Source organism: Microbacterium sp. VKM Ac-2870 (genome assembly GCF_015350795.1).
Classification (GTDB): domain Bacteria; phylum Actinomycetota; class Actinomycetes; order Actinomycetales; family Microbacteriaceae; genus Microbacterium.
In genome coordinates this window covers 40046-53423 of record NZ_JADKSH010000007.1, presented here as the reverse complement: position 1 = coordinate 53423, position 13378 = coordinate 40046, and the positions used below count along the sequence as shown (strand labels likewise).

Annotated in this window: 11 protein-coding genes; 7 read left to right on the top strand and 4 right to left on the bottom strand. The window is 70.0% G+C overall.

The features are described 5' to 3' along the window. Window positions 1-137 precede the first annotated feature (137 nt). The gene (locus ITJ43_RS14460) at window positions 138-635 is read left to right on the top strand and encodes an HNH endonuclease (protein WP_194584559.1); all 498 of its coding nucleotides are present in this window, start codon (window positions 138-140) and stop codon (window positions 633-635) included. A gap of 16 nt (window positions 636-651) precedes the next feature. On the opposite strand, the gene ITJ43_RS14455 is transcribed toward ITJ43_RS14460, so the two are convergent. Then, entirely contained in the window at window positions 652-1164 is a 513-nt protein-coding gene (locus ITJ43_RS14455; protein ID WP_194584558.1) for a pyridoxamine 5'-phosphate oxidase family protein, read from the bottom strand. A 51-nt stretch (window positions 1165-1215) separates the two neighbouring features. On the opposite strand from ITJ43_RS14455, the gene ITJ43_RS14450 reads away from it, so the two are divergent. Genes ITJ43_RS14450 through ITJ43_RS14440 form a run of 3 tightly spaced genes read left to right on the top strand, consistent with a single transcriptional unit; the run spans window position 1216 to window position 7019 of the window. Continuing rightward, window positions 1216-1917 carry a hypothetical protein gene (locus ITJ43_RS14450; protein WP_194584557.1) on the top strand — a complete coding sequence of 234 codons (702 nt, stop codon included), beginning with the start codon at window positions 1216-1218 and terminating at the stop codon, window positions 1915-1917. A 1-nt stretch (window position 1918) separates the two neighbouring features. Further along, window positions 1919-3535: a Y-family DNA polymerase gene (locus tag ITJ43_RS14445; protein ID WP_194584556.1), complete on the top strand. Its 1617-nt coding sequence runs from the start codon at window positions 1919-1921 to the stop codon at window positions 3533-3535. Between the two features lie 16 nt (window positions 3536-3551). Beyond that, the gene (locus ITJ43_RS14440; RefSeq protein ID WP_194584555.1) at window positions 3552-7019 is read left to right on the top strand and encodes an error-prone DNA polymerase; all 3468 of its coding nucleotides are present in this window, start codon (window positions 3552-3554) and stop codon (window positions 7017-7019) included. Between the two features lie 36 nt (window positions 7020-7055). Here the strand turns inward: ITJ43_RS14440 and budA are convergent, their stop codons facing one another. After that, window positions 7056-7790 carry an acetolactate decarboxylase gene (gene budA / locus ITJ43_RS14435; RefSeq protein WP_194584554.1) on the bottom strand — a complete coding sequence of 245 codons (735 nt, stop codon included), beginning with the start codon at window positions 7788-7790 and terminating at the stop codon, window positions 7056-7058. Between the two features lie 52 nt (window positions 7791-7842). Then, window positions 7843-9609, bottom strand: a complete 1767-nt coding sequence (alsS, locus tag ITJ43_RS14430; protein ID WP_194584553.1) for an acetolactate synthase AlsS — start codon at window positions 9607-9609, stop codon at window positions 7843-7845. 108 nt (window positions 9610-9717) lie between these two features. On the opposite strand from alsS, the gene ITJ43_RS14425 reads away from it, so the two are divergent. Then, window positions 9718-10626: a LysR family transcriptional regulator gene (locus ITJ43_RS14425; protein ID WP_228495957.1), complete on the top strand. Its 909-nt coding sequence runs from the start codon at window positions 9718-9720 to the stop codon at window positions 10624-10626. A gap of 28 nt (window positions 10627-10654) precedes the next feature. Here ITJ43_RS14425 and ITJ43_RS14420 read toward each other — a convergent pair whose 3' ends face one another. Beyond that, the gene (locus tag ITJ43_RS14420) at window positions 10655-11227 is read right to left on the bottom strand and encodes a hypothetical protein (protein ID WP_194584552.1); all 573 of its coding nucleotides are present in this window, start codon (window positions 11225-11227) and stop codon (window positions 10655-10657) included. Window positions 11228-11380: 153 nt separating this feature from the next. Between ITJ43_RS14420 and poxB the strand changes: the two genes are divergently transcribed. Next, window positions 11381-13120: a ubiquinone-dependent pyruvate dehydrogenase gene (poxB, locus tag ITJ43_RS14415; protein ID WP_194584551.1), complete on the top strand. Its 1740-nt coding sequence runs from the start codon at window positions 11381-11383 to the stop codon at window positions 13118-13120. A 48-nt stretch (window positions 13121-13168) separates the two neighbouring features. Further along, window positions 13169-13375, top strand: coding sequence for a PLDc N-terminal domain-containing protein (locus tag ITJ43_RS14410; protein WP_194584550.1), 207 nt, complete (start codon window positions 13169-13171; stop codon window positions 13373-13375). Window positions 13376-13378 lie beyond the last annotated feature (3 nt).

The window sequence follows — 13378 nt, the reverse complement described above, 5'->3', positions numbered from 1 at the left end:
CTGCCGCGACTTTCGTCGTGGCTTCAAGGCGCTGTCTTCATGACAGCGCCTTTTTTCGTGCCTGCGCCACCGCGCCTGCGCCGCGTCGACTACGGAGAGCCGTCGAAGCCATCGACGGTCGTTCGAAAGGAACGCGCATGCGCACACTGGTGCTGAACGCCGGATACGAACCCCTGGCCGTCGTCTCGTTCAAGCGGGCCCTCGTGCTCGTCATGAACGAGAAGGCCACCGTCATCGAACGCATCGACGAGAATCCCGTCTGGGGCATCCGAGGTTCGTGTGATCGTCCGGCGGTGATCGTGCTCACCCGCTATGTGCGCGTGCCCGGGGCGCGCCGCGTTCCGGTGACCCGGCGCGGCGTACTGCGCCGAGACGCGCACCGCTGTGCATATTGCGGCAAGGGCGCGACGACGATCGATCACGTACTGCCGCGCTCGCGCGGGGGAGCGGATTCGTGGGAGAACCTCGTCGCCGCGTGCCTGCGGTGCAACAACGTCAAGGGTGATCGCACCCCGCAGGAGATGGGGTGGGAGTTGAAGTGGGTGCCCCAGCCTCCCCGCGGTCCGCAGTGGACGGTGCGAGGCACCGAGCGGTCGGAGCCCGCCTGGGAGCCCTACTTGTCTCTCGCGGCCTGAGCCTCCCGCGTTGCCGTCAGCCCGGCAGCGTGGTCAGCTCCCAGCGCGACCCGTCGCGGGTGTACGCGAGGCGGCGACTGGCGGCGGCCGGATTCGACACCCAGAAGACGAGTCGGTGCGGCGTGACGGCGAACCCCGCCCACGTGTCGGGCGCGGTGAAGTCGGGGTGCTCCGCTCCGCCGTGCGCCTGCAGGAACGCGTGCCACTGAGCGCGCCGCTCGGCGAGCCGCTGCGCGGCGAATGCGGCGGTGTTCTGCCACGCGAGTTGCTGCAGGTAAGGCGAGCGCTCGCGGTAGGCCCGATCGGACTCGGTGCGGGGCGACGGCGCGGCGACGCCCTGCACGACCAGCTGTCGGGTGAAGCCGGGCCAGAGGATCGTCAGCGCAACGCCCGGAGCGGCGGCGATCTCCGCCGCCTTGCGGCTGAGCGCGTCGGTGTGGAAGAAGAAGCGCTCATGTTTCGTGCAGATGAGCGTCCGCGCGAGGGGAGGAGGGGCGATGTCCGAACCCGTTCTTATCTTCGAGAGCAACGCATTGAACTAGTAGAACAGATGTTCTAATCTGTCGAAGTGAGGCCACGCATGGGAAGCACTGCTGCCGCGGATGTCGCGGGCACCGTGAGTACCCTGCGTGCGCAGATGGAGCGCATGCAGGGACGGCGCCTCGACACGCCCGTGCTGCCGGTGCCGCCCGCGCTGGCATCGTTGCTTCCCGGGGGAGGCCTGCGGACAGGGGGATCGTACTCGTTGGGCCGATCGATGTCACTGCTGTTCGCCCTGCTGGCCGAGCCGTCGCGCACCGGATCGTGGTGCGCCGTGGTCGGCATGCCGCATCTGGGGGTGGAAGCGGCGCGTGCCGCAGGGGTCGACCTGTCGCGGCTGGTGCTGATCCCCGATCCGGGGGAGCGGTGGCTCGCGGTGACCTCGACCGTCGCCGACGTCCTGCCGGTGGTGGCGGTACGTCCCCCGACGCGCGCGAAAGACAGCGAGGTCGCCCGGCTGGCGGCCCGCATGCGCGAGCGGGAGGCGGTGCTGTTGGTGCAGGGCCCGTGGCCGCAGACCGAGGCGATGATCGATGTCGCCGATCCGTTGTGGTCGGGCCTGGGCGATGGCCACGGCATCCTGTCGGGGCGGGAACTGACGGTCACGGTGACCAGCCGCCGTTCGCCCATGCCCCGCTCGAACCGCATGCTGCTGCCGGACGAGAGCGGACGGCTCGGCGAGCACGCGCAGCCGGAGCACGCGCACCGGTGGGATCCCGTGCCGATGAGACGGGCGGTGTGAGATGGATGCCGCCTCCCCGCCCATCCCGGCGCCCCCGCGCAGTCTTGTCGTCTGGGTTCCCGACTGGCCGATCGTGGCGCTGACGCGCGACGGTGACGAGCCGCTGAATGCCGAGGAGCCCATCGCCGTCTTCGAGAAGGGCGTGGTCGTGGCGTGCTCATCCGCGGCGCGAGCGGAGGGGGTGCGCCGCCATCAACGTCGTCGCGATGCGCAGGCGCGGTGCCCTCAGCTGCGCGTGGTCGAGGCCGATCCGGTGCGCGACCATCGCGCATTCGCCCCGCTGATCGCGGCGATCGAGGAGATCGCGCCCGGCGTGCAGGTGGTGCAGCCGGGCCTGTGTGCGCTGCACTCCCGGGGGCCCTCACGCTACTTCGGCGGTGAGGCGGCGGCGGCGACCGTGCTGGCGGGCGCGGTGGTGGAGAACGGAGTGGATGACGTGCGCGTGGGCATCGCCGACGGCACCTTCACGGCGGAACAGGCCGCCCGCTCCGGAACGCGTCGAGAAGACCCGGTGCGGATCGTGCCGGCCGGGTCCGCCGCAGATTTTCTTGCGCCACTGCCGGTCGGGGTGCTCGACGAAGAGCTGGCCTCGCTGTTCGGGCGGCTCGGCGTGCAGACGCTGGCAGACATCGTCGAACTCGGAGCCGACCGGCTCGTCGAACGGTTCGGAGCGCGGGGGCATCGCTTGTACGCGCTTGCGTCGGGGCGCGACCCGCGACCCGTGACGGCGCGCACGCCTCCGCCCGAACTGCAGCGCGAGGTGGCGTTCGAGCCGTCCGTGGAGATCGCCGATCAGATCGCGTTCGCCCTCCGGGTGCCCGCGGCCGAGTTCATCGCGCGCCTCGGCGAGCAGGGGCTGGTGTGCACCGAGCTACGCGTCGTGCTCACCGGAGACCGCGGGGAGCGCAGCGAGCGCGTGTGGCTGCATCCGGGCGCGTTCGATGCGGCAGCGGTCGTCGATCGTGTGCGCTGGCAGCTGGCCGAGCAGGGCGCCGCGGGAGGTGCGGGCGCCGCGGCAGGACGCAGCGGGGCGGTAGTGGCGCACAAGCTGTTGCGCAGCGCCGTGGCACGGGTGCGCATCGAGCCCGAAGCCGTGGATGCCGCGGCCCACCACACCGCCCGCCTCTTCGGTTCGGGGCCGGAGGAGCGGGTGCACCGTGCGCTGTCGCGGGTGCAGGCGATGCTCGGGCACCAGGGCGTGCTCACTCCGGAGATCGGCGGAGGCCGATGGCTCGCGGAACGTCAGCTTCTCGTTCCGTGGGGGGATGTCGCGGGGGAGGTGCGGGCCGCGGACCGCCCCTGGCCGGGACGACTTCCCGATCCGTTGCCCACGACGGTGTTCGCCGAAGGCATGCCGGTGGCGGTGCTCGACGGCGACGGCGACATGATCGCGGTCGACGCCCGCGGCGAGCCGACCGCCGTGCCCGCGGTGATCGAGCTCGGGGGCCGGCGTCGCAGCATCCGCACCTGGGCGGGTCCGTGGCCGGTGATCGAACGCGAATGGGATCCTGCGCGGGCGCGTCGGGCGCATCGCTTCCAAGTGGTCGACGCCGCGCAGGGGGCGTGGTTGCTGGTCTGCGAGGAGGGGGTCTGGCAGATCGAGGGGCGGTACGACTGATGGGACGGGGTGACTGATGGGGTTCAACAATCCCTCCGTCCGGTGGTCGGAGATGGCCCGGCTGCTGGGTGCTCCGGCCATCGGCGGCGACAAAGAGCCCGACGGCGGCGACGGCCCGGCCTTTTCGCGCAAGCGGGGAAAGTACGAGGCGCCCCCGATCGCACGCCCCGCCGATGCGGTGCCGTACGCCGAGCTGCACGCGCATTCGTCGTTCTCCTTCCTCGACGGCGCCTCTTCGCCCGCCGAGCTGGCCGAGGAGGCCGAGCGGTTGGGGCTGCACGCCCTGGCCATCACCGACCACGACGGCTTCTACGGCATCGTCCGCTTCGCCGAGGCTGCCGAGCAGCTGCAGGTGAAGACGGTGTTCGGGTCGGAGCTGTCCCTCAGCGAGACCGGTGTTGCGGACGACACGGGCGGGTCGGCTCCGGGCAGGGGGAGCGGCGCGGCGGCGAGCCTGCTCGGGGGCCCGACCCCGGCTCGCCGGGGCGCGGCCGACCCCTCCGGTTCGCATCTGCTCGTGCTCGCCGGCGGGGAGGAGGGCTACCACCGGCTGGCGGCGGCCCTCACACACGCCCAGTTGTCGGGTGGTGAGAAGGGGCGCCCCTGGTACGACCTCGAAGACCTCGCGGCCCGCAGCGGCGGTCACTGGGCGATTCTCACCGGATGCCGCAAGGGCATCGTGCGTCAGGCGCTCGCCGCCGGAGGGCCGGATGCCGCGGCCGCCGAACTCGACCGACTGGTGGCGCTGTTCGGCGCCGATGCGGTCAACGTCGAACTGATCGACCACGGCGGGCCCACCGACACGCGCGACAACGACATCCTCGCCGCGCTCGCCGCCGCGCGGTCGTTGCCGGTGCTGGCGACCAACAACGTGCACTACGCGGTTCCCGAGCGCGTGCACCTGGCGGCGGCGGTCGCCGCGGTGCGCGCCAATCGCGGCCTCGACGAGCTGGATGGCTGGCTGCCGTCGCACGCCAGCGCCCATCTGCGCACCGGGGCCGAGATGACGCGCAGGTTCCGACGGTATCCGGGGGCGATCGCCCGCACGGTCGCCCTCGCCGACGACCTCGCCTTTCCGCTGCGCCGCGCCAAACCCGCCCTGCCGAAGATGGCGGTGCCCGACGGGCACACGCCGATGTCGTGGCTGCGCACGCTCGTCTGGGACGCCGTGCCCCGCAAGTACCCCGACCTCGACGCCGACGGTCGGGCGCGCATCGAGCGCGAACTCGATGTCATCGCGCAGAAGGACTTCCCCGGGTACTTCCTGATCGTGCACGGCATCGTCGCCGAGGCGCGGCGTCGCGGCATCCTCTGCCAGGGGCGGGGTTCGGCAGCCAACAGTGCCGTCTGCTACCTGCTGAACATCACCGCGATCGACTCGATCTCCTACAACCTGCCGTTCGAGCGGTTTCTGTCGGCGATGCGCGAGGAAGAGCCCGACATCGACGTCGACTTCGACGCCGACCGGCGCGAAGAGATCATCCAGTGGGTGTTCGACACGTACGGGCGAGAGCGTGCGGCGCAGGTCGCGAACGTCATCCAGTACCGGCCGAAGAACGCCGTGCGCGACATGGCCAAGGCGCTCGGCCATTCGCCGGGACAACAGGATGCCTGGTCCAAACAGGTGGAGCGGTGGGACGGCGCCGTCGCCGGCTCGCACGACATCCCCGCCCGCGTGCTCGAGTACGCCGGCGAGCTGCTGAAGGCGCCGCGGCATCTCGGCATCCACTCCGGCGGGATGGTGCTCACCGAACGTCCCGTGGGGGAGGTGGTGCCCATCGAACACGCCCGCATGGACAAGCGCACTGTCATTCAGTGGGACAAAGACGACGCCGCCTGGATGGGGCTCGTCAAGTTCGATCTTCTGGGTCTCGGCATGCTCGCCGCGCTGCAGCACTGCTTCGACCTGATCGCCGAGGCCACGGGAGAGACGTGGACGCTCGACACCCTCCCGAAAGAGGAAGCGGCGGTGTACGACATGCTCTGCCGAGCCGATTCGATCGGGGTGTTCCAGGTGGAGTCGCGGGCGCAGATGGGGTTGCTCCCTCGACTGCAACCGCGGCGCTTCTACGATCTGGTGATCGAGATCGCGCTGATCCGACCCGGGCCGATCCAGGGCGGCGCGGTGCACCCGTACGTCCGCCGCAAGCTGGGGCTCGAGGAGCCGACCTACGCGCACGAGAAGCTCATTCCCGTGCTGGAGCGCACCCTCGGGGTGCCGGTGTTCCAGGAGCAGCTGATGCAGATGGGCATGGCGGTGGGTGATCTCACCGGAGAGGATGCCGATGTGCTGCGCCGGGCGATGGGCTCCAAACGCGGCATCGAGCGGATCGAGTCGGTGCGCCAGAAGCTCTACGACGGGATGAAGCGCAACGGGCTGGTCGGTGCGGTGGCCGACGACATCTACGCGAAGATCCAGGCGTTCGCCAACTTTGGCTTCGCGGAGAGTCATTCGTTGTCGTTCGCGCTGCTCGTCTACGCGTCGTCGTGGCTGAAGCTGCACTATCCCGGGGCATTTCTGGCCGCCCTGCTGCGTGCCCAGCCGATGGGGTTCTACTCCCCGGCGACCCTGACTGCCGACGCGCGCCGCCACGGCGTCACTGTTCGGCGCCCCGATCTGCACGCCTCCGGGGTGGATGCCGGTCTCGAACCCGTCGACGCAGGCGGCGATGGCGCCCCCACCGGCATCCCGGCCTGCACCGACCGCCACCAGCCGCCCGTGCCGCCGTTCGATGCCGCGGCTCCCGACGAGTCGGCCGCGCACCGGCGCGACGGCGCGTTCGCCGTTCGGCTAGGACTGGCCGCCATCACCGGCATCGGTACACCGCTCGCGGAGCGCATCGTCGCCACACGCGAGGCCGAGGGGCCGTTCCGCGACCTGCGCGACCTCGTTCGCCGCACCGGCGCGACGGCGGCGCAAGTCGAGGCGCTGGCGACAGCCGGGGCGTTCGAAAGCATGGGCATCACGCGTCGCGAGGGCATCTGGCTGGCCGGCGACGCGGCGCAAGACCTGCCGCAGTTCCTCCCCGACTCGCTCGTTGCGGTGCAGCCGCCGCTGTTCGGCGATCAGTCCACCCACGACGTGCTCGCTGCCGACTTGTGGGCGACGGGCATCTCGACCGACGACCATCCGCTCACCCACTACCGGGCTCCGCTCGATGCCCGCGGGGTGCTCACCTCGCGTGAGCTGCGCACGCACGAGGTCGGGCGGCGGGTGGAGGTGGCGGGGCTCGTCACGCACCGGCAGCGGCCCGCGACGGCATCCGGGATCACCTTCATCAACCTCGAAGACGAGCACGGACTCGTCAACGTGATCTGCTCGAAGGGCGTCTGGGACCGTTACCGGCGGGTGCTGCGCGATGCGCCCGCGCTCATCGCCCGGGGCATGCTGGAGCGCTCTGTCGAGGGTGTGACCAACCTCGTCGCCGACGCGTTCGAAGACCTGCGGGTGAGCGTGCGTCACCGTTCCCGCGACTTCCGCTGACCCGAGCCCACTCGGTGACAGAGCACGCGAGAACGCTCAGGCGCGACCGGCGTGCTGCTCGGTCTTGGCGAGCTGGTCGGCCAGATCGTCGGGCGAGAGCGCCGCCTCGCGGAACTCGGTGGTCAACGGCAGACGCAGGTGCAGATCGGTGCACAGGCACAGCTCGACCGTGCCGTGCTCGAGCGTGAAGTCGAGCACGTGGCCGCCGCGGGTACGCGCGTCGTCGATGAAGTGCGCGTGGCATCCGGGCACACCGATGCCCTGCTCGTACAGCGGTGTGCGGAACGCGACGATCGTGCCCTGCACGTCATCGAACTCCTGCACGGCATCGTCGTCGGTCGCCTCCGTCATCGGGCGGTAGGGCTTCTGCTGCCGGGTGACCGTGCGGGTCGTCACCCGCCGGAAGCGCCCCGTGATGCGCAGCGCGTACATGTAGTTGGCTGAAGCGGTGATGGCGTCGATCGCTGCCGAGGCCTCTGCGCGGGTAGCCCCGTCGGGGAGGGTTCGGGTGATCGTCGGCGAGAAGTCGGTGACGACCGCGTACGGTGTGGCGGATTCTCCGGATGCCGCGGCCGCCGTGCCGTCACCGCGCAAGCGATACGCGACGCCGTCGACCACGACCATCTCGCCGTCGAGCGCATTGAACGTGCCGATGCCGAAGTCGCCGTGTTCGAGCAGTTCGTCGACGGTCATGTCGTCTTCGTAGATGCCGTCCAACAGCGCCGCCATGAGGCTCGTCTGGAACAGGGTGTGCCGCTCGGCGGTGGTCATGAGCGGTCCTTTCGGAGGAGGAGGGGGCGGGTGTCCGAGAACGAGAACGGCGTCACAGCAGTACGTCGGCGAGCAGATCGCCGCCGAGGCGGCGGAGGTTGTCGCGGTAGTCCACGGGAACATCGATGACCGAGGGGCCAGGCTCGGCGAGTGCGGCGAGAATCGTCGGCACCAGATCATCTATGCGCGTGACGCGGTGACCGTGGGCTCCGAACGACTCCGCGAAAGCCACGACGTCGTATGCACCGAGTTCGACGGCCGCGGTGCGCCCGTACTTCTCGACCTGCTGGAAGGCGACCATGTCGTAGGCCGAATCGTTGAAGACGATGTGTGTGAAGTTCGCCCCGACGCGGACGGCGGTTTCGAGTTCGACGGCCGAGTAGAGGAAGCCGCCGTCGCCCGACACCGACAGCACCGGGTCGCCCGCGTCGGCGAGACTCGCGGCGATGGCCCACGGGAGGGCGACGCCGAGCGTCTGCTGTCCGTTGGAGAACATGAGCGAGCGCGGTCGATAGGTGCGGAAATGGCGCGCCATGTAGAGGTAGTTCGATCCCACATCGCACAGCACGACAGCCGTGTCGGGGAGGGCCGCGCGGATGCCGGCGACAACGGCGACCGGGTTGAGCCCGAAGCTGTCGTCGTGATCGGGGTCGCCGAGGTCGGTGTTCTCAGCGAGACGTGTACGTTCACGGTCGATGATCCGTGCCGTCTCGGGGTCGATGGCGAGCTGTCCCGCCGCGGCCGCGCCGACGGCACCGTCCGCGCCGACGATCGCCCGCGTGAGGTCGTCGAGGGTGGTGGCGAGATCGCCGACGAGCTCCACCGTCGGTCGATAGTCGTTGTCGATGTCGGCCGCCACCGTGTCGAGGTGCACGATGTGGCGCGCCTTGGCGACGTTCCACTCCGTCGGCACGAACTCCACGGGGTCGTAACCGAGCGTCAGTACGAGATCGGCGTGGTGCAGCAGCACATCGCCCGGCTGGTTGCGCGCGAATCCGACGCGGCCGAGGTAGTGCTCCTCCAGGTCGCGAGAGATGATGCCCGCGGCCTGGAACGTCTCGACGACCGGCAGCCCCGTCGCCCGCAAGAACGCGTGCAGCGCCGTCACCGTGCGTGGTTCACCGCTGCGCGCCCCCGTGAGGATGACCGGAAAGCGCGCGTCGCGCAGCAGTGCGGCGGCGCGAGCGACGGATGCCGCGGCCGCCCCACCCGTGATCGCCGGCACGATCGGCTCGGCGAATCCCCGCGCGGTGGTCGACGTCGACACGTCGTAGGGCAGCACGACGGCCGCAGCTCCGCGCGGTTCGCGCGTCGCGGCGCGGAAGGCGTTCACGATCGCCTCGGCGACGTTGTCGGCGGAGGTCACTTCGCACGCCGAGACGGTCACCGAGGTGAGCATGCCGACAGCATCCATCGCCTGATGGGCACGCTTGAGGTGCTGCGAGCGCGACACGGCGCCGCAGATCGCGACGACCGGGTCACCCTCGGTCGTCGCCGTGAGCAGGCCCGTCGCGAGGTTGGCGGTGCCCGGTCCGCTCGTGACGAGCACGACCCCCGGGATGCCGGTGAGGCGGCCGACCGCGGCGGCCATGAAGACCGCGTTCTGCTCGGTGCGACAGGTGATCAGGTGCGGAGCGGTCGGGTCGTCCTGCACCGCGGCGAGTGCATCGAAGACGGGGTCGATCTTGGCGCCCGGCACGCCGAACACCCACCGCACGCCGTGTGCCTGCAGAACCTCGACGATCCGGTCGGCGGCACGGGATGCGACCGGGGCCGACAGTTCAGACGCGACAGGCCGGAGGACCGATGCGATGCTCATGTGTCCATGCTCCGCCTGCAGGGCCGCGCGAGGAAGACGGCGTTGGTGATACCACTCATCTTTCTGGGAGATGAATCGAGCGATGCCACGAGGGGGCATGATCGAGAGATGGACGTGCGTCATCTCTCCGTTTTTACCGCGGTCGCCCAGGATCTGAGCTTCACGCGGGCCTCAGAGCGCCTGCTGCTGGCGCAGTCGGCGGTCTCGACGACGGTGCGCGAGCTCGAACGTGAACTGGGTGTGGAGCTCTTCGACCGTTCGCATCGACAGATTCGACTCACGGGAGCGGGGGAGGAGCTCCTCACGCGAGCACGGGCCGTTCTCGAACAGATGCGTGAGATCGGCGACGCGGTCGCCTCCGCCGCGACCGAACTGCGCGGTGCGGTGACGATGGGTCTCATGACGGGAGTCGACCTCGTCGACGTACCGGGTCTGCTGGGGCGGTACCACGAGCGTCACCCCGCCGTCTCGGTGCAGTTGCGGGCGACGGGGCTCGGTTCCACCGGGCTCGTCGCGCAGCTGGAGCGCGGCGAGATCGACGTCGCGCTGCTGTCGGTCGTCGATGCGCTGCCCGCGAGTCTTCGGGGCGAGGTCGTCGCTTCCTCGCCCTATGTGCTGGTGGTACCCGCCGATCATCGGTTCGCGGATGCCGAGCGGGTCGCGCTCGCCGCGCTGGAAGGCGAGAGCTTCATCGACCTGCCGCCCGGATACGGGTCGCGGCGCATTGTCGACGACGCGTTCGCGCACGCCGGCGTCTCGCGGCGTGTGCTCATCGAGGTGGCCGACCTCTCGACCGCGGCGACCTATGTCCCGCACGGGTTGGGCTTGGCGATCGTGCCGGAATTCGCTGCGTCCGCGGCGCGCGCTGACCACGGGATGCCGGTGCGCAGCGTGCCGCTCGGCGACGCCGTTCCCGCGTTCGAGGTGTCACTGGCGTGGTCGCGGCGTCGTCCGCTGACGGCCGCGGCGCAGGGCCTCGTCGAGCTTCTCCGAGGTGAGCTGCTGCCGAACGGCTGAGACAGGTCCGTCGTCTCGGGCGCCTTCCTCACTTACCGCAGCGCCACCCGCCGTCGTCGACGTTCGCGCCCGCCCGGCGCGCGCGGACATCGTGCAGGCTCGCCGCGCCAGCGCAGGGGATGGCGAGGAGATCGCCCTCCCGCAGATCGCCGGGCAGCGCGCACGTTGCCGCGGCGGTGCGGTCGACGTGGCCGGTGTCAGGGCCGTCGCCGTCGACGCCGGAGAGCTCGATCGGTAGAGGTCGCACGGTCGACACGCGCCCGATCAGCCGGCACTCGCTCCACCGCGCGGGCAGTGCCGCTAGGCGACCGTCCACCGCGGCGCCGCGGCGACCGTTGTCGCCGTTCAGCGACATCACCCGCACCACGACGACCGTCACGTCGGTGCCGACACCCCGTGCACGGGCGTCGCGCGCCTTCGGGTGGTACAGGTCGCCCGTCATCACGCACGGTGTTCCCTCCAACTGCGCGAGCCGCACGAGAGACACCGCACCGACGATCACGTCGTCCACCGCGGTCACCGTGTGCTCCGGCCAGAGCCGATGATCGAGGGGGTCGGGAATGCTGCGGCGGAGCGAAGGAAGCACGGCGGTCAAGGTCATGTCCACCTTCCTACGTCGCCGACGTACCCCGGTGAAGGGGCGCTCACGAAACCCATACGGCGCCGAGGCCGAATCAGTGGCGGGCCGCCCCCGAGCCACGCTTGCGACGATTGTCGCTGCCCGCGGTGAGGTGCCGGGGCGTAGCGTCGAGATATGGCGACCGTTGCAGACTTCTTCATCGACACCCTCAAGCGCGCCGGCGTGAGCCGCATCTGGGGGCTCCCGGGCGATTCGCTCAACGCGTTCACCGATGCCCTCCGCCGTGACGGCGGCGACGACGCCATCGCGTGGATGCACATGCGCCACGAAGAGGCAGCCGCATTCGCGGCGGGAGCCGATGCGGAGCTGACCGGCGAGCTGGCGGTGGTTGCTGGCTCATGCGGGCCCGGCAACCTGCATTTCATCAACGGCCTGTTCGACGCCAACCGCAACCGCGTGCCGGTGCTGGCGATCGCCTCGCACATTCCGTCGGCCGAGATCGGCAGCACCTACTTCCAAGAGACGCATCCGCAGGAGCTGTTCCGCGAGTGCAGTGTCTATACCGAGCTGGTCGGCGACGCCTCGCAGCTGCCGTGGGTGCTCGAGATCGCGATGCGCACCGCCGTCGAGAAGCGCGGTGTCGCCGTCGTCGTCGTGCCGGGCGACGTGTTCTTCAAGGACGCTCCCGACCGCCGTGCGACCGCCCCGATCCGGGCGACGGGCTCGACCGTGCTGCCGTCGGCATCCGCCCTCGCCGCCGCCGCGACGGCGCTCAACGACGCGAAGAAGGTCACGATCCTCGCCGGATCGGGCGTGGCCGGCGCCCACGACGAGGTGCTCGCGCTGGCGGGCGTACTGCAGGCGCCGATCGTGCACGCGCTGCGCGGAAAAGAGCACATCGAGTGGGACAACGCGCACGACGTCGGTATGACAGGCCTGCTCGGCTTCGCGTCGGGCTACAAGGCGATGGAGTCGTGCGACACCCTGCTGATGCTCGGCACCGACTTTCCCTACCGGCAGTTCTTCCCCGGCGACGCGACGGTGATCCAGGTGGACATCCGCGGCGAGCAACTGGGTCGGCGCACGCCGATCGACGTCGGTCTCGTCGGCGGGGTCAAAGAGACGGCCGCCGCGCTGTTGCCGCTGTTGCAGGGCGAACGATCGTCGAAGCACCTCGACGAGAGCGTCGCGCACTATCGCAAGACCCGCGAGCGACTCGACGATCTCGCGATCGACGACGGAAGGCAGCCCGTGCGTCCCGAGTACGTCACGAAGGTTGTCGACGAACTCGCGAGCGAGGATGCCGTCTTCACGGCCGATGTCGGCAGCCCGGTGATCTGGGCGGCACGGTATCTGACGATGAACGGCAAACGCCGCCTCATCGGATCGTTCGCGCACGGCTCGATGGCCAATGCCATGCCGCAGGCGCTCGGGGCACAGGCCATCGACCGCTCACGGCAGGTGATCGCCCTCGCCGGTGACGGGGGACTGGCGATGCTGCTCGGCGATCTGCTGTCGATCCGCCAGAACAACCTGCCGATCAAGATCGTCGTCTACAACAACTCGTCGCTGAACTTCGTCGAGCTGGAGATGAAGGCGGCCGGCATCGTGAACTTCGGCACCCAGCTCGACAACCCCAGCTTCGCAGCGATCGCCGAGGCAGTGGGCATCACCGGCATCCGCGTGGAGAAGGGGAGCGATGTGCGCGCAGCCATCGCGCAGGCGCTCGACACCGACGGCCCCGTGCTCGTCGACGTAGTCACTGCGCGTCAGGAGCTCGCGATGCCGCCGTCGATCACCCTCGCGCAGGCGAAGGGGTTCTCACTGTGGGCGCTGCGCACGGTGCTGTCGGGCCGCGGCGATGAGCTGATCGACCTGGCCGACACGAACGTGTGGCGACGGCTGTTCCACTGACGTCGTGGCGGAGCCGCGTCAGCACCGGCGGTAGGGCATGCTGAGGCCATGGCCAGTTTCACCGGGTGGCATCTGCTCATTCTGATTGTCGTGCTCGCCGCGATCGCTCTGTTCGTGGCGGCGCTGGTCAGCATCGCGTCATCGAAGGCCGGCGGCGTCGAGAAGGCCGTGTGGATTCTCATCACCCTGATGTTCCCGTTGATGGGACCCATCGTGTGGTTCGCGTTCGGGCGGCGATCGTCCCCTCGCTTCTGACGG